At 68.5% G+C, this 19849-nt stretch carries 13 protein-coding genes; 4 read left to right on the plus strand and 9 right to left on the minus strand.

The genetic code is table 11. The features are described from left to right. Positions 1-17: 17 nt before the first annotated feature. Both MYSTI_RS19035 and MYSTI_RS19040 read right to left on the minus strand, forming a co-directional pair. Positions 18-536 (minus strand): pyridoxamine 5'-phosphate oxidase family protein, encoded by a 519-nt coding sequence (locus tag MYSTI_RS19035; protein WP_015349410.1) that lies wholly within the window; start codon positions 534-536, stop codon positions 18-20. After that, the gene (locus MYSTI_RS19040) at positions 533-955 is read right to left on the minus strand and encodes a PaaI family thioesterase (RefSeq protein ID WP_015349411.1); all 423 of its coding nucleotides are present in this window, start codon (positions 953-955) and stop codon (positions 533-535) included. The genes MYSTI_RS19035 and MYSTI_RS19040 overlap by 4 nt, the downstream gene beginning before the upstream one ends. Positions 956-1015: 60 nt before the next feature. On the opposite strand from MYSTI_RS19040, the gene MYSTI_RS19045 reads away from it, so the two are divergent. Beyond that, complete coding sequence (locus MYSTI_RS19045) at positions 1016-1618, plus strand: TetR/AcrR family transcriptional regulator (RefSeq protein WP_015349412.1); 603 nt, start codon at positions 1016-1018, stop codon at positions 1616-1618. 49 nt (positions 1619-1667) lie between these two features. On the opposite strand, the gene MYSTI_RS19050 is transcribed toward MYSTI_RS19045, so the two are convergent. The 5 genes from MYSTI_RS19050 to MYSTI_RS19070 all read right to left on the minus strand — a co-directional run bounded on the left by MYSTI_RS19050 (position 1668) and on the right by MYSTI_RS19070 (position 11970). Further along, a complete protein-coding gene (locus MYSTI_RS19050) occupies positions 1668-3152 on the minus strand; it encodes an endonuclease/exonuclease/phosphatase family protein (RefSeq protein WP_015349413.1) in 1485 nt (494 codons plus the stop codon). Between the two features lie 231 nt (positions 3153-3383). Then, positions 3384-6851, minus strand: coding sequence for a methylmalonyl-CoA mutase family protein (locus tag MYSTI_RS19055; RefSeq protein ID WP_015349414.1), 3468 nt, complete (start codon positions 6849-6851; stop codon positions 3384-3386). Positions 6852-6926: 75 nt separating this feature from the next. Next, positions 6927-7910, minus strand: a complete 984-nt coding sequence (meaB, locus tag MYSTI_RS19060; RefSeq protein WP_015349415.1) for a methylmalonyl Co-A mutase-associated GTPase MeaB — start codon at positions 7908-7910, stop codon at positions 6927-6929. Further along, the gene (gene scpA / locus MYSTI_RS19065; protein ID WP_015349416.1) at positions 7907-10096 is read right to left on the minus strand and encodes a methylmalonyl-CoA mutase; all 2190 of its coding nucleotides are present in this window, start codon (positions 10094-10096) and stop codon (positions 7907-7909) included. Before scpA ends, meaB begins: the two co-directional genes overlap by 4 nt. Next, the gene (locus tag MYSTI_RS19070; RefSeq protein ID WP_015349417.1) at positions 10096-11970 is read right to left on the minus strand and encodes a methylmalonyl-CoA mutase family protein; all 1875 of its coding nucleotides are present in this window, start codon (positions 11968-11970) and stop codon (positions 10096-10098) included. The genes scpA and MYSTI_RS19070 overlap by 1 nt, the downstream gene beginning before the upstream one ends. A gap of 268 nt (positions 11971-12238) precedes the next feature. On the opposite strand from MYSTI_RS19070, the gene MYSTI_RS19075 reads away from it, so the two are divergent. Then, entirely contained in the window at positions 12239-13342 is a 1104-nt protein-coding gene (locus tag MYSTI_RS19075; protein ID WP_015349418.1) for an ankyrin repeat domain-containing protein, read from the plus strand. 121 nt (positions 13343-13463) lie between these two features. Continuing rightward, a complete protein-coding gene (locus MYSTI_RS19080) occupies positions 13464-13997 on the plus strand; it encodes a DUF2378 family protein (RefSeq protein ID WP_015349419.1) in 534 nt (177 codons plus the stop codon). 15 nt (positions 13998-14012) lie between these two features. Here the strand turns inward: MYSTI_RS19080 and MYSTI_RS19085 are convergent, their stop codons facing one another. Next, positions 14013-17618, minus strand: a complete 3606-nt coding sequence (locus tag MYSTI_RS19085; protein WP_015349420.1) for an ABC transporter permease/M1 family aminopeptidase — start codon at positions 17616-17618, stop codon at positions 14013-14015. Between the two features lie 11 nt (positions 17619-17629). Then, positions 17630-18511, minus strand: coding sequence for an ABC transporter ATP-binding protein (locus tag MYSTI_RS19090; protein ID WP_015349421.1), 882 nt, complete (start codon positions 18509-18511; stop codon positions 17630-17632). 39 nt (positions 18512-18550) lie between these two features. Between MYSTI_RS19090 and MYSTI_RS19095 the strand changes: the two genes are divergently transcribed. Further along, positions 18551-19795 (plus strand): glycoside hydrolase family 5 protein, encoded by a 1245-nt coding sequence (locus MYSTI_RS19095; RefSeq protein WP_044280894.1) that lies wholly within the window; start codon positions 18551-18553, stop codon positions 19793-19795. Positions 19796-19849 lie beyond the last annotated feature (54 nt).

A 19849-nucleotide genomic window follows, 5' to 3' on the forward strand; every position in this document is an offset into this window, starting at 1 on the left:
TCGCCGGAGCGGCCTGTCTACGTCATCAGGCCCGCGGTCATGGGGCCGAGGTGGACGTGCTCGATGCGGTCCACTTCGAACTCCCGCACCGGGCCTGGGTCTCTCCACATCAAGGCGTGGCCCTTGAGCCAGCTCAGTCGCCGGACGCGACGGGCGAACCGCTCTTGTTCCTCGGACGTCGAGGGGCGCGGCGGCCCCAGCACGCGGCCCACGAGGCGAAGTGCGGGCGCGCGCTCGAAGCGCCCCTTGTAGAGGGACTGGAGCCAGAACAGCTTGCCGCTGTCCACCGCGAGGATGCTCACGCGGGGATCTCTCACGAGGTTCGCCGGGAGACGGCGGGTGTAGAGCTCGAAGAAGAAGCCACGTCCGGGTCGGGTCAGCAGCACCGAGCCGATGGGCGTGACATGTGGAGCCCCCGTCCTGTCGATGCTGGCGATGGAGAAGTGGAGCGACGTGGCGGTGGCCCTGGAGAAGAGGCGCCGGACGTCGGGCCACTGCTCCTCGATGGAGGGCGCGGACGGGGCACGGGTGCTCATTCGCTCTCCCGATTCGACATGGCGGCGATGGTGCCCTGCGCCACCGCGACCAGCGTCTCTCCCTGCTCCGTGAGCGCGACGATGTCGCAGTGGCAGACCGCCTGCCTGCGCCCCGCATGGAGCGCGCGGGCCCTGGCGATGAGCCGTGTGCCGAGCGCCGGGCGGAGGTAGTTGATCTTGAACTCCGACGTCACGACGGGCACCTGCATCGCGGAGCCCCCCGCGAACGTCAGCGCATTGTCGGCCAGGTAGCTGAGCACTCCGCCGTGCGCGAAGCCGTGCTGCTGATGCAGCTCCACGCGGAGCGGCAACTGGAGCTCCGCCTCTCCTCGCTCGAAGCGCGTCAACTTCGTCCCCAGCAACGTGCTGAACGGCTGCTTCGCGAGGACCTGCTGCCCCATCTCCATGAGTGCGTCCATGCACCCTCCCGATGAATTAGAACATCATTCTAGAATTAAGTTCTAATGTAGGGTGCGCCCATGCGCAACCCGAGTCATCGGAGAGAAGAGGTCCTCAAGGCGGCGCTCGCGTGTTTCCTGGAGCTGGGCTTCGAGGGCACGACGATGGCGGCCATCCGGGAGCGCTCCGGGGCCAGCACGGGGAGCATCTACCACCTGTTCCCGAGCAAGGACGCCATCGCGGCGGCGCTCTATCTGGAGGTGCTGGGGGAGTACCAGGCGGGGGTGTTGAAGGTGCTGGAGGAGCACGCGGGAGCGCGAGAGGGGACCGAAGCCCTTGTGCGCCATCACGTGGAGTGGACGCTGGAGCGCCCGGATGCGACGCGCTTCCTCCTGGGCGCCCGAGGCGTCGCCGCCGTCGTCGCCGCCGAGGCGAGCATCACCGAGCGGAACAAGGGCTTCTTCCGTCAGGTGAAGGACTGGTGGCAGGGACACGTGCGTGCGGGCGCGTTCGAGGAGATGCCCTTCGAGCTCTTCCTCGCCATCCTGCGCGGCCCCGCACAGGAGCTGGTGCGGGACTGGGTGGCGGGGAGGACGAAGACGGACCTGCGCGCGGCCATTCCGGTGCTCGCGAGGGCCGCCTGGCACGCCGTCGAGAAGCGGCCGGTGCGCGCGCGGAAGTGACGCTGCCTGGCGCGGTGCTCCCAGCAGACAGCGTCAGGCGCGTGTCGCGCTACGGCGCGGACATCTCGAACCGGCTGATGATGGGGTAGTGGTCCGAGGTGCTGGTCCGGTAGTTGGGGATGGCGGGCCTGACGACCTCGGTGGAGCTCGGGAGGTAGTCCAGCTCGAGCTCATGGCTGATGAGCTGGTGGTCGATGAAGTCCCGGTAGGTCGTGGTGCTGCTGACGCCCGCGAGCGAGAAGGGTTCGGTGGTGAAGCGGTAGTCGGCCGCATCGACAACGAAGTTCGCGTAGGGCGAGGCGAAGAACTGGGCGGTCGCGGGATTGACCACGATGGAGGTGTCCACGTCGTCGTTCCAGTCGCCGAGGACGATGACCCGGTCCGTGGGTAGGGTGGTGTCCAGGTAGTTCTTCAGGGCGATGGAGGCGTCGGCCCGTCGCAAGTAGTCGGTGCCGGTGGTGGCGGCCTTCATGTGGAGCACGATGACCGTCATGTCCACGGCGTTGCCCTGGCGCTGGACTCGCAGGTCGAGTCTGAGCGGAGGGCGGAAGGCGAACAGGTACTTCACGTCGGCGAGGATGACCTCCGCGCCAAGCACCTGCACCTGGTTCTTCTTGAAGAGCACGCCCACTTTCTGGGCGAAGGGCGAGTAGTGGAGCGCGCCGTCAGCCACCCGCGAGTCGTCCGCGAGGAAGCCGTCGTAGTCGGGGAGGCGGGCCTTCAGGTTGTCGAAGTGCTCCGAGTTGACCACTTCGACGAGTCCCCAGATGTCCACGTTGGCGTCGGAGAGGACCTTCTGGACGTTGGTGAGCTGAAGGGCATCGTCGGCGGGGCCGTTGGCCATGTCGCCGAACCACTCGATGTTCCAGTTCCCCACCGACACCGGGACGCGAGGGTGGCCGTCCGAGGGGAGCACCACCAGCCGCAGGGGCACATCGACCTTCGCGCCGAGGGAGTCCTTGAGCTGGAGCGTGAGCTCATGGAACCCGTGGACCTCCGGCAGGCCCGTCAGCGTGCCCGAGGTGTCCAGCGCCAGTCCCCTGGGCAGTTCGCCGGAGGTCACTGACCAGTTGAAGGGCGGCTTGCCGCCCGTGGCGGTGAAGGTGTGGCTGAACAGGGTGCCCACGTAGAGGTCGGTCACCTCCGTGTTTCCGGCCTCCAGACGGGGGAAGACCTTGAGGGGATAGGAGGCGGTGTCCGAGCTGCCGTCCGCGTCTCGCACGTGGACGATGACCTGGAAGTTTCCGGGCTCGGAGGCGGGGCCGATGAGCCGAGCCTCGCCGCTCGTGACGACGGAGAAGCCGGGGGGCGGCGTCAGTGTGTAGTGCAGTGGCGGCTTGCCTCCGGTGGCGGTGACGACCGCCTCGTAGTCCATGCCCACGCTGGTGGGGGACAGCTCGAGCTCGGCCAGCTTGGGGCCCTCGAGCTCGATGCAGGCGGAGGCCAGGAGGAGGAGCGAGAGCATCCCCGCCCAGGACGCGGCGCTGGGGCGGGGTGGCCTCGACGGGACATGCGACAGGGAGTTGCGAGTCATGGGGGTGCCTCGACGCGAAGTGCCGCCTCCCGGAGCGCGCGGTCGAGAGTGCTCGAGGCGCGTCCCGGTGAGGGGCGGGGTGGTCGAGGAGAAGCTCCCGCATCCGCTGGCGCGAGGGTGCACCCGGCGGTCACTGTTCCGTCATGATTCAATCACGATGCGTTTGAATCACGATGGCGTTTGTGGGAGCTGCGTGGGGCCCCGCGACCCGGCGGGCGGGGCCCCAGGGAACTACATGTTCCTGCGGTACTGGCCGCCCACCTCGTACAGCGCACGAGAGAGCTGGCCGAGCGTGCAGACCTTACAGGCGTCCATCAGCGCGGCGAAGATGTTGCCGTTGTCGAGCGCCGCGCGCTTCACGGCCTCCAGCGTGACGGGTGCCGTCGCCGCGTTGCGCTTCCAGAAGGCGTCGCGCGAGGTGATGGAGTAGTCCTTCTCCTCCGTCGTCGCGCGAATCACCTCCGGCGGCGTCACCGTCGGCGAGCCCTTCGGGTCCAGGAAGGTGTTCACCCCGATGATGGGCAGCGAGCCGTCGTGCTTCAGCGTCTCGTAGTACAGCGACTCCTCTTGAATCTTGGACCGCTGGTACATGCGCTCCATCGCGCCCAGCACGCCGCCGCGCTCGGAGATGGCGCGGAACTCCGCCAGCACCGCCGCCTCCACCAGGTCCGTCAACTCCTCCACGACGAACGAGCCCTGGTTGGGGTTCTCGTTCTTCGCCAGCCCGAACTCCTTGTTGATGATGAGCTGGATGGCCAAGGCCCGTCGCACGCTCTCCTCGGTGGGCGTGGTGATGGCCTCGTCGTACGCATTGGTGTGCAGCGAGTTGCAGTTGTCGTTGAGCGCCAACAACGCCTGGAGCGTCGTCCGGATGTCATTGAAGGCAATCTCCTGCGCGTGCAGGGACCGGCCCGACGTCTGGATGTGGTACTTCAGCTTCTGCGAGCGGTCATTGCCGCCGTACTTGTCCCGGATGGCCTTCGCCCAGATGCGGCGCGCCACGCGGCCGAGCACCGTGTACTCAGGGTCCATCCCGTTCGAGAAGAAGAACGAGAGGTTGGGCGCGAAGTCGTCGATGTCCATCCCGCGCGACAGGTAGTACTCGACGAACGTGAAGCCGTTGGCCAGCGTGAAGGCCAGCTGGGAGATGGGGTTCGCCCCTGCCTCCGCGATGTGGTAGCCGGAGATGGACACCGAGTAGAAGTTCCGCACCTTCTTGTCGGTGAAGTACTGCTGGATGTCGCCCATCAGCCGCAGCGCGAACTCCGTCGAGAAGATGCAGGTGTTCTGCGCCTGGTCCTCCTTCAGGATGTCCGCCTGCACCGTGCCGCGCACCTGCTGCAGCGTCGACGCGCGAATCTTCTCGTACACGTCCTTGGGCAGCACCTCGTCGCCGGACACGCCGAGCAGCAGCAACCCCAGCCCGTCGTTCCCCTGCGGCAATTCCCCCTGGTAGCGAGGACGCGGCACACCGCGCGCCTTGTAGATGTCGTCGATCTTCTGCTCGACCTCATCCACCTTGTTGTTGGCGCGAATCCACTTCTCGCACTGCTGGTCCACGGCCGCGTTCAGGAAGAACCCGAGCAGCATCGGCGCGGGGCCATTGATGGTCATCGACACCGACGTCGCCGGGTCCGCCAGGTCGAAGCCCGAGTAGAGCTTCTTCGCGTCGTCCACGTTCGCGATGGACACACCGGAGTTGCCCACCTTGCCGTAGATGTCCGGCCGGTGGTCCGGGTCTTCGCCGTACAGCGTGACGGAGTCGAACGCCGTCGACAGCCGCTTGGCGGGCAGGCCGCGTGAGACGTAGTGGAAGCGCTTGTTCGTGCGCTCCGGGCCACCCTCACCGGCGAACATGCGCGCCGGGTCCTCGCCCTCGCGCTTGAGCGGGAAGACGCCCGCGGTGAACGGGAACGCGCCCGGCGCATTCTCCCGCAGCAGCCACAGGAGGATGTCGCCCCAGTCCTCGTAGCGGGGGAGGGCGATCTTCGGGATGCGCAGATGCGACAGCGTCTCCGTGAAGAGGTCCAGCTCGATGACCTTGTCGCGGACCTGGTACTGGTACTTGGAGGCCGCGTAGCGGCGCTTCGTCGCGGGCCACTCGCTCAGGAGCTTGCGGCAGTTCGCGTCCAGCCGCGACTCCAGGTCCTTGTACAGCTCCACCAGCTCGCTCAGGTACGCGGGCTCGCCCTCGACGCGCTCGGTGACCTGGACGACATCGGACGCGTCCCTCGGCTCGACAATCTCCAGCCGCTTCTTGCCGACGTTGTTGCGCAGCGCCTCGATGGTGCCGTGGAGCTGATACATCCGCCGCGCCACCGCCGCCTGCGAGCGCGCGAACTTGTCGTACGACTCACACGTCTCGACGATCTCCGCGAGATACCGCGTGCGGTCGGGCGGGATGATCCACTTCTTCTCGCTCATGCCCGGCGTCGGCTCCTGGTGCGACTGGAGCGGCGCGCCCGTCTTGCGCACCACCGCGTCGACGATGGCGCGGTAGAGCTGGTTCATCCCCGGATCATTGAACTGCGAGGCGATGGTGCCGTACACGGGCACCGCGTCGTCCGCCGTGGTGAAGGCGTTGTGGTTGCGCTTCCACTGCTTGCGCACGTCCCGCAGCGCGTCCAGCGAGCCACGCTTGTCGAACTTGTTGATGGCGATGACGTCAGCGAAGTCGAGCATGTCGATCTTCTCGAGCTGCGTCGCCGCGCCGTACTCCGCCGTCATCACGTAGAGCGCGACGTCCGAGTGCTCGGTGATTTCGGTGTCGGACTGGCCGATGCCGGAGGTCTCCACCACGATGAGGTCGAAGCCCGCGGCCTTGCACACCTCGATGGAGTCCCCCACGTGCTTGGACAGCGCGAGGTTGCTCTGCCGCGTCGCCATGGAGCGCATGTACACGCGCGGGTTGTCGATGGCGTTCATCCGGATGCGGTCGCCCAGGAGCGCGCCGCCCGTCTTGCGCTTCGACGGGTCCACGGACAGCACCGCCAGCGTCTTGTCCGGGAAGTCCGTGAGGAAGCGGCGGACCAACTCATCCACGAGGCTGGACTTGCCCGACCCTCCCGTACCGGTGATGCCGAGCACGGGCACGCGCGGCTTCTTCGCGCTGAGCTTCGTCATCGCGTCGCGGAGCGCATCACCCGCCGAGGCGAAGTTCTCCGCGATGGTGATGAGCGAGGCGAGCTGCATCGACTCGCGCACCGGCATCGCCGCGGCGATGGGCGCGAAGTCCGCGGGGCGCTTCTCGAAGTCACACTCGGAGATGAGGTGGTCGATCATCCCCTGCAGGCCCATGGAGCGGCCGTCGTCCGGGGAGTAGATGCGCGTCACGCCGTACTCATGAAGCTCTTTGATCTCAGAAGGGAGGATGGTGCCGCCGCCTCCGCCGAAGACCTTGATGTTCGCCCCGCGCTGCTTCAGCAGGTCGATCATGTACTTGAAGTACTCGACGTGACCGCCCTGGTACGACGTGATGGCGATGCCCTGGGCGTCCTCCTGGATGGCACAGTCGACGATCTCGGAGACCGAGCGGTTGTGTCCCAGGTGGATGATTTCGGCGCCCGAGGCCTGCATCAGGCGGCGCATGACGTTGATGGCCGCGTCATGCCCGTCGAACAGGGAGGCGGCCGTCACGATTCGCACGTGGAATCGCGGCTTGTAGGGCCCGGGAACCGGGGTCAACTGGACGTTTCGCACGCCGCGTACAGTAGGAGCGCGGTGGGTGTCGGGCAAGCGATTGAAGCGGGCACGGCAAGGGCTCGACGCGGACTGTCAAGCCCTCGATTCAGGGAGGAACGCACCCAGCACACGCAGTGCGGCGGACGTGGGTGTTGAACGGCCCTCTCGCACCTCGGTCTCCAGCACGGGGACCAGGGCGGCCACCGTGGGGTTCGCATGCAGGGCCGCTCTCAGGCCGTCCTGCACCATGGCCCACATCCAGCCCACCTGCTGCGCGCGCCGCCGCTGCGCCAGTGCCCCCGAGGCGACACTCCGGGCGACCCGCTCCTCCAGCGTACTCCAGAGCGCCGAGACGCCCGTGCCCTCGATGGCGCTGCACGTCGTGACGACGGGCTCATGTCCTGGACGCATCAGGTGCAGCGCGGCGCGCAGCTCGGAGCGGGCACGCTCGGCCCGAGGGAGGTTGTCGCCATCGGCTTTGTTGATGGCAAGCATGTCCGCCACTTCAAGGATGCCGCGCTTGATGCCCTGGAGCTCGTCCCCCGCACCCGAGAGCATCAGCACCAGATAGAAGTCCACCATGTCGGCGACCACCGTCTCCGACTGGCCCACGCCCACGGTCTCCACCAGCACCACGTCGAAGCCCGCGGCCTCGCACAGCAGCAGCGTCTCCCGCGTCTTCCGGGCGACTCCGCCCAACGTGCCGCTGGAGGGACTGGGCCGGATGTACGCGGCGGTCTCGCGCGACAGCCGGGCCATGCGCGTCTTGTCGCCCAGGATGCTGCCGCCGGAGATGGTGCTCGACGGGTCGATGGCGAGCACCGCCACGCGGCGGCCTTCGCCCACCAGGTGCATGCCCAGCGCGTCGATGAAGGTGCTCTTGCCCACGCCGGGCACGCCGCTGATGCCCACCCGGCGACTGCCACCCGTGAAGGGGAGCAGCCGGGTGAGCACGTCCTGCGCGAGCGCCTGGTGGCGCGGATGACCGCTCTCCACCAGGGTGATGGCGCGGGCGAGCACGGCCCGGTCGCCCGAGCGGACGCCTTCCACGTAGGCGTCCGCCGACAGCAGCTTCACGCCTCCTCCTGCGCGGCCGCCAGCTTCCCCAGCAACTCCAGCGCCGCCTTCGAGATGACGGTGCCCGGGCCGAAGATGGCGGCGGCGCCGGCCGCGCGCAGCTCGTCGTAGTCCTGCGCGGGGATGACGCCGCCCACGACGACCATGATGTCCTCGCGGCCCAGGTCGCGCAGCGCCTTCTTGAGCTGCGGCACCAGGGTGAGGTGGCCCGCCGCCAGCGAGCTGGCGCCGACGACATGCACGTCGTTCTCCACCGCCTGCCGAGCGGACTCCTCGGGCGTCTGGAACAGGGGGCCGATGTCCACGTCGAAGCCCAGGTCCGCGAAGGCCGTGGCGATGACCTTCTGTCCTCGGTCGTGCCCGTCCTGGCCCATCTTCGCGATGAGGATGCGAGGCCGGCGGCCGAAGCGCTCCAGGAAGGAGTCCGCCGCGGCGCGCGCCTCGGTGATGCCCTGGGCGTCCTTGCCCGCTTCGCTCGAGTACACGCCGGACACGCTCCTCACCGTCGCTTCGTAGCGCCCGAAGACCTTCTCGAGCGCGTCGCTGATCTCTCCCACCGTGGCCTTCGCGCGCGCGGCGTCGATGGCCAGCGCCAGCAGGTTGCCCTCGTTGCGGCGGCCCGCCTCGGTGAGCGCGTCCAGGCGGCGGCGGACCTCTCCCGCGTCACGCTCCGCGCGCAGCTCCTTGAGCCTGGCGACCTGTGCCTCGCGCACGGCGGAGTTGTCCACCTTGAGGATCTCGATGTTGTCCGGGCGCTCGGGCGGGTACTTGTTCACGCCGATGATGGCCTGTCGTCCGGAGTCGATGCGCGCCTGCGTGCGAGCGGCGGCCTCCTCGATGCGCAGCTTGGGCAGCCCCGCCTCGATGGCCTTGGTCATTCCGCCCAGGGCTTCCACTTCCTGGATGTGTCCCCAGGCCTTCTGCGCCAGCTCGTGGGTGAGCCGCTCCACGTAGTAGCTGCCGCCCCACGGGTCGATGACCCGCGTCGTGCCGCTCTCGAGCTGCAGGTAGAGCTGCGTGTTGCGGGCGATGCGCGCGCTGAAGTCGGTGGGCAGCGCGATGGCCTCATCGAGCGAGTTGGTGTGCAGGCTCTGCGTGTGGCCCTGGGTGGCGGCCATCGCCTCCACGCACGTGCGCACCACGTTGTTGAACACGTCCTGCGCGGTGAGGCTCCAGCCGGAGGTCTGCGAGTGGGTGCGCAGCGCCAGGCTCTTGTCGCTCTTGGGCTTGAAGCCCTTGAGCAGCCGGGCCCAGATCATCCGGGCCGCGCGCATCTTCGCCACCTCCATGAAGAAGTTCATGCCGATGGCCCAGAAGAACGATAGGCGGGGCGCGAAGGCATCCACGTCCAGCCCCGCCGCCAGCCCCGCGCGCACGTACTCCACACCGTCCGCCAGCGTGTAGCCGAGCTCCAGGTCCTGCGTCGCTCCGGCTTCCTGCATGTGGTAGCCGCTGATGCTGATGCTGTTGAAGCGCGGCATCTTCTCCGCCGTGAAGCGGAAGATGTCGCCGATGATGCGCATCGACGGGCCCGGCGGGTAGATGTACGTGTTGCGGACCATGAACTCCTTGAGGATGTCGTTCTGGATGGTCCCGCTGAGCTGTTCGGGCCGGACGCCTTGCTCCTCGGCCGCTACGACGTAGAGCGCGAGGATGGGGAGCACCGCGCCGTTCATCGTCATCGACACGCTCATCTGGTCGAGCGGGATGCGGTCGAACAGGATGCGCATGTCCTTGATGGAGTCGATGGCCACGCCCGCCATGCCCACGTCACCCGCGACGCGAGGATGGTCGCTGTCGTAGCCCCGGTGCGTGGCGAGGTCGAAGGCGATGGACAGGCCCTTCTGTCCGGCCGCGAGGTTGCGCCGGTAGAACGCGTTGGACGCCTCCGCCGTGGAGAAGCCCGCGTACTGCCGCACCGTCCACGGCTGCTGCACGTACATCGTGGAGTAGGGGCCCCGCACGAACGGCGCCAGGCCCGGCAGCGAGCCCAGGTGCTCGACGTCCGCCAGGTCCTCGCGCGTGTAGACGGGCTTGACGGGGATGCCCTCGGGCGTATCCCAGCGCTCGGCGTCGCGCGTGGTGGCCTGGGCTCGGCCGCGCTGGGTGTCGACGACGGACGCGGGCGCCTGCGTTTCGGGGGCATCGAAGTCGATGCCGGAGAAGTCGGGAACGTGGGTGCGCATCAGGCCACTCCGAGCTGCGTGTGCAGCGAGGTCAGGAGCGCGACCAGGTCCGCTCCCGCGTAGATGAAGAGGTCCACTCCGGCCGCGCGGAACGCGGCCTCGTGCTCACCCGGCCGGCCCGCGACGGCGACCGCGCGGGCTCCCTGGGCCTTGAGCTGCGTGGCCAGTGCCGGCACCCACTCGGGATAGAGCGCGTCCGGTCCGGAGATGACCGCGAGCGGCGCGCCCGACCCGGCGAAGGCCGCCACCGTGGCGGCGGGGTCCGCGAAGCCGTGCTGCTCCTTCGACTCGATGCCTCCCGCGCCCAGCGCGTTGGCCACCCAGGTGGAGCGCGCGGTGTGCTCCGCCACGGTGCCCAGGCTCGCGAGGAACGCGCTGGGGCGATGCCCGTGCGCGGCGAGGTAGCGGTCGCTCGCGTCGCGCAGGGCCTCGAACGACTCGGCCACCCGCGTGGGCCGCAGGCCGGCGCTCGCGGCCACGGGGGCGCGTGCCTCGCGACGCACGGGGGCCTCGCCGAGGAAGGGGTACTCGCTCACGCCGACGATGGGCTGCTTGCGCGTGCGCACCGCCTTGTCGCGTGCCGTGCGCGTCTCCGCGAGCACCCGGGCGATGTCGCCTTGCGCCAGCGCCTGCTCCATTCCGCCCAGGCCCTCGATGCGCCGCAACTCCTCCCACGCCGCGCGGGCGAAGTCGGACGTGAGCTGCTCCAGGTAGTAGCTGCCGCCGCTCGGGTCCGCGACGCGGTTGAGGCTCGACTCGTCGCGCAGGATGAGCTGCGTGTTGCGCGCGAGCCTGCGCGCGCCCTCGTCCGGAGTGCCCAGCGCCTCGTCGAAGGGCGAGGTGCTGATGCTGTCCGCGCCCGCGACGACGGCGGCGAAGGACTCCGCGGTCGTCCGCAGGATGTTGACCCACGGGTCTCGCTGCGTCTTGTTGGCGGTGGCCGTGCGCGCGTGCAGCCGCATGGCCTGTGCCTCGGCGGAGCCGCCCGACGCCGCGACGACCTTGGCCCAGAGCAGCCGCGCCGCGCGCAGCTTGGCGATCTCCGGGAAGAACTGCCCGCCGACGGACAGCGCGAACTGCACCGAGCGCGCCGCCACATCCGGGGACACGCCCGCGCGCTCCAGGCCGCGCAGGTACTCCACACCCGTGGCGATGGCCCACGCCAGCTCGTGCACCGACGTGGCGCCCGCGTCCGCGTAGGCGCGCGTGGAGACGAGCATCACCCGCAGCTCTGGCGAACTCTCCCGCAACACGGTGACGAGCGCCGCCACCTCCTCGAGCAGCATCGAGGCCGAGGCGCCGTGCGGCAGCGAGCCCGCGCGGGCGACGATGCCCAGCGGGTCGATTCCCAGCGAGCCGCTCAACGCGCTCTTCGCGACGCCGGCCTTCGCGGCCACGGTCAGCAGCAGGGACGCCGCGGTGAGCTGCTCCGCCTCGGACTCCAGGTGCACGGGCGTGCGGGCCAGGGGGACGTCCGCGAGCAGCTTCGCCAGCGCGGCCTCGTCCTTCACGGGGATGCCCTGGGACTCACCCAGGCACAGCCACACGCCCTGCGTGCCGCGCTCCAGGTCGGTCTTCAGGGCCTGGGCCGCGTGGGCGAGGTCGGGCTCGGAGTACTCCTGGCAGAGCAGCCAGCCACCCTCGGTGTGGCCCAGGGCCTGGGTGCCTCGCAGGTAGGGGGCGACGCCGGGAGGCGGGGGCGTGGGAGCCTCCTCCTGCTGGACGTAGAGCGGCTGGAGGCCCAGTCCGCCCTCCAGGGGCGACTGGAGCGAGGTGAAGGGCTTTCCCTTCAGGTCCTTGTCCACCAGCCGACGCCACTCCTCGAGCGAGCGAGGCGGGAACTCGGCGGCGATGTGAAGAGGCACTTGCGACATGCTGTCTGTGTCCTCGCAGGGGAGAGTGGCACCGTCGGACGGGCCGTCCCCGCCCCATAGGCGCAAAATGGCGCCCGGGCAATGGCGAGATGGGCGAAGCCTCCCGCTCCAGGCCCGTGCTACAGAGCGTCAACATGCCGAGGCCCTGGCCGGTGCTGGGGACGCCTGGCCTCCGAGCGGGGTGGGGCGAGCACGCCGGGCCCTGCGTCCTTGCGTTGGCCAGCCCCCGCGCCCTCTCATGGCTCGTGAGACTCCTGGAACCCACACCATGACGAACGAACAGCTCGAGCTGACGAACCTCCTCCGCAACGTCAAGAGCCACCACTACATCGAGGCCTTCGTCAGGAAGGGGAACGAGGCCGAGTACCAGACGCGGCTCGCCGAGGAGCGCGCGCAGAACGAGGTGACGCTCGGGAAGATTCGCGCGCTGCTCGCCACGGGCGTGAGCCTGTCCTTCGCCGACCAGAACCACCACACGCCGCTGCAGCTCGCCGTCACGCAGAACAGCGTCGAGCTGGTCCAGCTCTTGATGGAGTACGGCGCGGACATCCGTGCCGCCGTCGGCTACGACACGCCGCTGCATCGCGCGGCGGAGTTCGGCGCGGACCGCGTGGTGCGGTTCCTCGTCGAGCAGGGCCTGGACCCGCGGGGACTGTCTCCGGGAGGTGCGAGTGTCCTCTCCCGGGCGCGCTCCTCGCGGCACAGCCGGGAGGTTCCGGCGCTCCTCGTGGAGATGCTCCTCCCCACCAAGTCCCAGCGGCCGCCTCCACCCAAGAAGGCCAAGGGTCTGTCGGAGGAGAAGGTCGTCGGCTACCTCTCGGGCGAAGTCCCCTCGGGTGTGAAGCCGTGGTCCTGGGCGAAGCTGCGCGGCCTGATGGATGCGGTGTTCGTGGAGACACACTTCGTCACGCTCAAGGACTTCCATGCGGGAATCGAGGAGCAGTCCGCGATGAACCCGGACCTCGTCTTCGCGGGCATCGGCCTGGTCCAGGCCACGCTCGCCGAGGCCCCCAAGGCCAAGAGCGTGAAGAAGGTCGCGAAGGAGAGCTACGTCCACCACGGGGACCTGGAGGTGACGGGCAACCTGAGCGTGGTCTCGATGATGGTGACGGGGAACCTGACCGTGAAGGGCAAGGTCGATAACTTCGTGGGCGCCGGGCTCTTCGTCGGAGGCGACTTCAAGTGCGAGAGCTTCCTCTCGGAGGGGCCGGTCATCATCGGAGGCAGCCTGGACGCGGAGCTCGTCAGGGTGCGAGGCAACGACTACGGGCTCGAGGTCCGTGGGACGCTCCAGGCTCGCAAGCTCGTGGTCGAACACAAGCACGTGGTCACCGCGGCGCGGTTCGAGGTCCAGGAGCGCGAGGACCCTTGACGGTGGTGACCGAGCAACCGGCTCCCCGCTGATGCCGGTGGCCGGAGGGCGGACATGCTCCAGCGGCTTGAACCAGCGCGTCATGACGCGCCGGTTCATCTCCGCCTAGGGTCGCCGCCACATGCCGACTGAAGTCACTGTGCAGTCCACGTTGTTCGAGTCCCTCGTTCGCTGCGCAAAGCCCGACGCGGCCCAGCGCGCCGAGTTCCTCGCGCTGGGATTCGACGTGGACAAGCCACGCGCCACCTATCCCTCCTCGGTGTTCATGGGCTGTCAGGCGGTGGTGCTCCGCACGAAGTACGCGGGGCTGGCACCGAACACCGCCTTCCGCGAGCTGGGGCGGGACCTGGTGCGCAGCTACTTCGACACGTTGGTGGGCAAGGTGGTGGGCATGGCCCTCAAGGTGGCGGGCCCGGAGCGCGCGATGAAGCGCGTGGCGCTCAGCTTCAGCTCGGTGATGGACCCGGTGGACATCCAGGTGGAGTTCATGGCCGCGCAGCAGTACCGCGTGAGGTTCCGCGGCTACCCGTTCCCCGCGGAGTCCGCCGCGGGGACGTGTGAGGTGGCCCTCCAGCAGGCGGGCGCCGCGAGTGCCCGCGTGGAGGTGGAGCGCTACGACTCTCTCGAGGGCTTCGACCTGCGCGTCGGCTGGTGAAGCCCTCGGAGCACGTCAGGGCTGCGTGGGAGTGCCGAGCGCGAGCGCGGGGGCCTCGGAGGGCTCCGTCACGTTGTCGTTCGACGTCCGGTCGATGAGCTTGTTGAGCGGGTCCACACCGACGACGGCGGGCTTCGACGGCACGGTGAAGGTGAGCTCCGACTCCCCGGCGTTCACCTTGCGCTTCTCCAGGAACAGCGCGTCGCCCTTGTCATCGAGCGCGCCCACGTCCATCCAATCCGAGAAGGTCAGCTCCGTCTGACGGCCTGACTCGTCGCTCCGGTACTTCTTGGCGATGACCTTGAGCGTGACGTCCCAGCCCCCTTGCGCGTTTTGCCGCATCGAAGCGGACACGACGCGGTTGTCGTAGAGGGTGATGGTGTCGAAGAGGTCTTCGATGAGGTACTGGTACTCCGGCGGCGTCTCCTCGCGCAGGAAGCCCAGCAGCTCCGAGGAGCCCGTGTACGGAGGCCCCTGGAAGCGGACCTTCTCCACGTAGCGCTTCAAGGCGCGGTTGACGCGCTCCTCGCCGATGAAGTCCTGCAGCGCGTACATGGCGAGGCTGCCCTTCTGGTAGTGGATGTAGGGCTGGTTCTCCACGCGAGACAGCGGCACTTCCTTCTTCCGCTCCATGGCGCGGCCGGCGAGGTAGCGGTCCAGCTCGAACTTGAGGAAGCGCTTCATCTTCGTCTGGCCATACCGGTGCTTCATCACCATGAGCGCGGAGTACTGGGCCAGCGTCTCCGACGTCATGGTGCCGCCCTGCGCGCGTGCGCCCACCACCTGGTGGGCCCACCACTGGTGGGCAATCTCGTGCGCGGTGACGTAGTAGGGGTAGTCCAGGTCATCGGGGTGGTCATCGCGCACGTGGGCGATGAAGCCGATGGCCTCCGAGTACGGAATCGTATTGGGGAAGGCCTGCGCGAAGACGTTGTAGCGGGGGAACTCGAGGATGCGGGCCTGGCGGTGCTGGTAGGGGCCGAAGCTGTCCGAGCAATACGCCAGCGTGTCCTTCATGCCGCGCATCATCCGGTCCAGGTTATAGGTGTGCGGAGGGTGGTGGTAGATCTCCAGCGCCACGTTCTTCCAGGTGTCTCGCGCCACGGCGTAGCGCGCGGACAGCACGGAGTAGAACTTGAGGATGGGCTGGTCCATCTCGTAGCGGAAGAAGCGCCGGTCTCCCTCGGTCCACTCCTTCTCGAGGTAGCCCGGTGCCACGGCGATCTGGTCCGCGGACGTGCTCACCGTGGCCCGGAACGTGACGAAGTCCGAGTCCGGGGTGATGTAGTTCTCGGCCTTCGCCTTCGGGTCGTCCCGGTCCGGGAGCCGCTCCTTCGGCGCGAGTCCGTACTCCTTGCGGTCGCCGTCCTCGACCAGCTCCGCGTCCTCCTGGTAGCCCAGCGTGGGCAGGTTGGTGCTGTGGAAGAACGTGCCGTTCTCGACGATGTCCGTGCGCGTGGAGCCGTGCTTCAGCGAGGCCGGAGCGAACTCCAGGTCGAAGACGAGGTCCGCCTCGGCGCCCGGTGCCAGCGGGGTGGGGAGCGCATAGACGTACAGGCCCAAGGGCTCGTCGTGCTTCGTCGACCGGTCCACGCCCGCGAGGGACAGCTTGCGCACGCGCGCGTCGGTGGGCAGTGACAGGAGGACCTGGGACACGGGCTGCTCGGTCTTGTTGCGGACGCGATAGGTGCCCAGGGCCTCCAGCCGGCGCTCCTTCGGGTGGATGTGGAACGTGACGTCCACCGCGATGACTCGCGGATGGGGCAGGGTGGCGAAGGACTTGTACTCCTTCTCGTAGCGAGCCATCTGCCGCTCGTCATCCTTCCGGGTGACGTACGGATTGAGGATGCGCGTGTGGTACGCGATGAACGCGCCCGTTCCCACGAAGACGAGTGTGGCCACGGCAGCGACGCGCTTCCAGCCCGAGGTGCGCCGCGCGCGTGCCTCGACGAGTCGCTCCTTCCACGCGGTCCCGCGTCCCCGGACGACGAGCAGCGCGCCCACGGCGACCAGGAGGGTGGCCAGGCTGTACCAGTAGATGCGGTACCAGACGATGGCGCCCAGGAGGTGGCCATACCCGTTCAAGTCCGAGTAGGGCGCGGAGGGCTCGGCCGCGTAGCGCACGAGCAGCTCCTCCACCCCGAACAGACCCAACGCGGCCTGCGCGGCGAAGTAGAGCACCATCACCAGGTACGCGAGGTACTTGTGGTGGATGACGACCTGCGCGAAGAACGCCAGCACGCACAGCAGCACGTCGTGGGTGAAGTCGAGCAGCAGGAGCTCGGAGACGTACAGCGAGGCGTCGATGGCGAAGAAGCCTCGGAACACCTGCGTGACGAACACGGCGAGCGCGATGGTGGCCTTGAGCGAGAGCGCCACGAGCAGCAGCGCCCCCAGCTTCGAGGAGTAGCCCACCCACGTGGGCGCGCGAGTCGCGTCCACGATGTCGCCCAGTCCCGCGTCGCGCTCCTTCCACACCAGCTCACCCGCGTAGAAGGTGATGAGGATGAGGACGAAGGGACGGAAGGCCCCCGAGGCCTGCTCCAGCGCCTGCCACGTCACCGGCAGGGTGAAGGTCCCGTACATGTCCTTCGACACCAGCATGATGAGGATGACGGTGGCGAGCCCCGCCACGACGAAGGCCCAGTACACGGGCGAGCGGATCACGTCCCGGAAGGACAGCCACGCGGAGGCGGCGGCCGTGCGTGCCCAGCTTCCGAAGGTGGGGTTCGTCGCGGCGGTGGAGACGGCGACGGGCGCGGCGATGTGCTCGTCCTTCTGGGCCGGCTTGCTGTCCGAGTGCTCCTCCACGTCGGTGCGGAACCGGAGCACGGTGAAGCCCAGCAGCAGCGCGCCGACCGTGCACCAGAGGAGCCGGTTGAACAGCATCGCTCCGGCGAAGGGGAGGAGGTCGCTGTTGCGTTCGGTGGGGGTCCAGTACCGGGTCGCGTGGTCGAAGGTGATGAAGCCGAACGGGTCCAGGAGCGAGGCCAGGGTCTGGTTCGCCACGTCCGACATGGCGGCGCTGAGCACCAGATATCCGAGCACCAGCACCACCACGCCCACGTAGACGGGGGCCATGCGGCGCGTGAGCGCGGCGAGGGAGAAGAACACCGCTCCCCCGAAGAACAGCGTGGGCCAGACGCCCAACAGATAAGGCCACAGGTACGCGAGCGTCTGGTGGGGCGCCAGCTGCGTCTTGTCGATGAGCCACACGCCCGCGGCGCCGAATAGGAGGCCGGGAATCAGCGCCAGCATGAGCACGGCGCTGAAGACGTAGGCCCCCAGGAACCGGCCCAGCAGATATGGCGTCTTCTTCACGTTCTTCGTGAAGACGAGCATCCAGGTCTTGTGTCCGAAGTCCTGGTAGGCCGCCTGGCCGAAGACGGCCGCCACGATGAGCAGGCCGAAGAGGGAGAAGACGTTGATGGAGGCGAAGAGCGTGTGCGGGCTGTTGGCGAAAACCTTCTCGGAGCCGGAGCTCGCGGAGACGCTCTTGAAGGCACCGCCCAGTGCCAGCATGAGCAGGAGGCTGGCGCCCGATAGGATGGCGGCATAGACCCAGGTCGAGATCATCTTGACCCGGCGCCGCAGCTCGAAGGTCGCGAGTGCGCTGAGCATGGGGCCCTCGCCTACGCCGCCTTCGACGCGCGGCTGAGCGCGTGGAAGTAGACGTCCTCCAGGTCGGGGTTGGCGAGCTCGAAGCCCTCGGGGGCGCTCTCCGCGTGGACGTGCACCAGGCGCTGTCCCGCCACGCGGCGCACGGCGATGACCGTCAGGCTCTGGGTCAGCGCGTCCAGCTCCTCCTGCTTCGTGACGAAGCGCTTCCAGACGCGCTCCTTCAGCTCCTCCACCAGGCGCAGGGGATGGCCGCTGGTGACGACGCGGCCCTGCGCGAGGACGGCCATGTTCTGGCAGAGGTCCGCCACGTCCGAGACGATGTGCGTGGACAGCAGCACCACGATGTCCGCGCTGATTTCGGCGAGCAGGTTGTGGAAGCGGAAGCGCTCGGCGGGGTCCAGGCCCGCGGTGGGCTCGTCGACGATGAGCAGCTTGGGGTCTCCCAGGAGCGCCTGGGCGATGCCGAAGCGCTGCTTCATGCCGCCGGAGAACCCACCGAGCCTGCGGTCGCGGTGCTCCCAGAGGTTCACCTTGGTGAGCAGCGCCTTCACCGCGTCATGCCGCGAGCGGCGCTGCGACAGGCCCTTGAGCTGCGCGAGGTGGTCGAGCATGTCCCACGCCGTCACCTTGGGATAGACGCCGAAGTCCTGGGGCAGGAAGCCGAGCACGTCGCGCAGCCGGTCCTTGTCCTTGCGGATGTCAATCCCGTCGAAAGTCATGCTTCCGGCATCGACCTCTTGCAGCGTGGCGATGCTGCGCATGAGTGTCGACTTCCCGGCGCCGTTGGGACCGAGCAGCCCGAACATGCCTCGTGGAATGGTGAGGGTGACGTCGTGAAGCGCTCGCGTGCCGTTGGGGTACGTCTTGGACACGCCTTCGAGTCTGAGCTCCATGTCGGGCACGAACCTATCCTATGGGTTACGATGCGTTCTATGACTTCGCGGCGCCGGACGCTCCACCTCGCGCTCCTCATGCTGTCGCTGTGCGGATGTGGTGAAGGCGAGCCGGTGATGTTGGAAGCGGTGGCTGCTGACTGCGCGAGCGCCCCTCCTCAACGACTGGGACAGCTCCCCGCGGGCGGCATGGTGCTCAACGCGTACTTCCTCCAGGAAGAGGCGGCGCGCGACGTGCGGCGGGGACTGGCTGAGTCCCCCGTGGTGGAGGAGGTGCTGGCGAAGGCGGCGGCGTTGGGAGTCGTGGCGTTGCGCACCAACGGTCATAACGATGCTCCCGAGAAGCGAGGAGACAGCGCCATCCAGGTGGCGCCACTCCAGTACGACGAGGTTGCCTGGCGAGGTCTGGACCGGGTGCTCACGCGTGCGCGCGCCCATGGGGTTCGATTGGTACTCACCTTGGGCAACTACTGGGATGCCTACGGTGGTGCCCGACAGTACGTCGAGTGGGCGGGCTTGATTGCACCCGTGCAAGGCGACCCTCGCTTCTTCACCGACCCCACGGCCATCGCGCTCTACAAGGAACACGTCGCCAGGACGCTGGAGCGGGTGAACACGGAGGACGGCATCCGCTACGGCGACCACCCGGCGGTGCTCGCGTGGGAGCTGCTCAATGAGCCGCGCGGGCGGGGGCTGGATGCGCAAGGCGCGCAGTTGCGCGCGTGGATTGATGACGTGGCGCGCGAGGTGAAGGCCCGCGCCCCCGGCCATCTCGTGGGCACTGGAGAGGAAGGCTTCGAGCCCTCGCCGGAGGGGTACGACGCCGCCTACTGGTCTCGGGTCGGGACGTCGATGCTGCGCACTCCGGGGGCCAGCTTCACGCGCAACACCGCGTCGCCGTACATCGACTTCGCGTCGGTGCACTTCTATCCGGAGTCGTGGGGCCTGGATGGCGCGGGCACGGCCGAGGCGGGCGCTCGTTGGATTCGCGAGCACGCGGCCATCGCGAGCGCGCTGGGCAAGCCGCTGTTCGTGGGCGAGCTGGGGTTGATGAACGAAGGGGCGCTGGACCTCTCGCAGCGCCGCGCGCTGTATCGCGGCTGGCTGGAGTGCATGCGCGTGTCGGGCGTGGGCGCGGGCTCGCTGTGGATGTTCGCCAACGACGCCCGGCCCGACGCGTGGGATGCGCACACGTTCTACTTCCGAGATGGCACCCGGCCCGAGGACCCCGTCAATCGCTACGCAGACCTCATCCTGGAGGCCGCGGGCGCCCTGCGGCGCTGACACACGAAGGCCCGGAGGGAGACGTGCTCCCGCCGGGCCTGGGTGCTTCAGGGG

The sequence above is a fragment of the Myxococcus stipitatus DSM 14675 genome (genome assembly GCF_000331735.1).
Lineage (GTDB): Bacteria > Myxococcota > Myxococcia > Myxococcales > Myxococcaceae > Myxococcus > Myxococcus stipitatus.

Excerpts from the sequence above, each read along its gene's own strand:
- MYSTI_RS19080 (WP_015349419.1), top strand. The coding sequence starts at position 13,464 with ATGCCGACTGAAGTCACTGTGCAGTCCACGTTGTTCGAGTCCCTCGTT.
- scpA (WP_015349416.1), bottom strand. The coding sequence starts at position 10,096 with ATGCGCACCCACGTTCCCGACTTCTCCGGCATCGACTTCGATGCCCCC.
- MYSTI_RS19090 (WP_015349421.1), bottom strand. The coding sequence starts at position 18,511 with ATGGAGCTCAGACTCGAAGGCGTGTCCAAGACGTACCCCAACGGCACG.
- MYSTI_RS19035 (WP_015349410.1), bottom strand. The coding sequence starts at position 536 with ATGAGCACCCGTGCCCCGTCCGCGCCCTCCATCGAGGAGCAGTGGCCC.
- MYSTI_RS19095 (WP_044280894.1), top strand. The coding sequence starts at position 18,551 with ATGACTTCGCGGCGCCGGACGCTCCACCTCGCGCTCCTCATGCTGTCG.
- MYSTI_RS19070 (WP_015349417.1), bottom strand. The coding sequence starts at position 11,970 with ATGTCGCAAGTGCCTCTTCACATCGCCGCCGAGTTCCCGCCTCGCTCG.
- MYSTI_RS19085 (WP_015349420.1), bottom strand. The coding sequence starts at position 17,618 with ATGCTCAGCGCACTCGCGACCTTCGAGCTGCGGCGCCGGGTCAAGATG.
- MYSTI_RS19045 (WP_015349412.1), top strand. The coding sequence starts at position 1,016 with ATGCGCAACCCGAGTCATCGGAGAGAAGAGGTCCTCAAGGCGGCGCTC.
- MYSTI_RS19075 (WP_015349418.1), top strand. The coding sequence starts at position 12,239 with ATGACGAACGAACAGCTCGAGCTGACGAACCTCCTCCGCAACGTCAAG.
- MYSTI_RS19040 (WP_015349411.1), bottom strand. The coding sequence starts at position 955 with ATGGACGCACTCATGGAGATGGGGCAGCAGGTCCTCGCGAAGCAGCCG.
- MYSTI_RS19050 (WP_015349413.1), bottom strand. The coding sequence starts at position 3,152 with ATGACTCGCAACTCCCTGTCGCATGTCCCGTCGAGGCCACCCCGCCCC.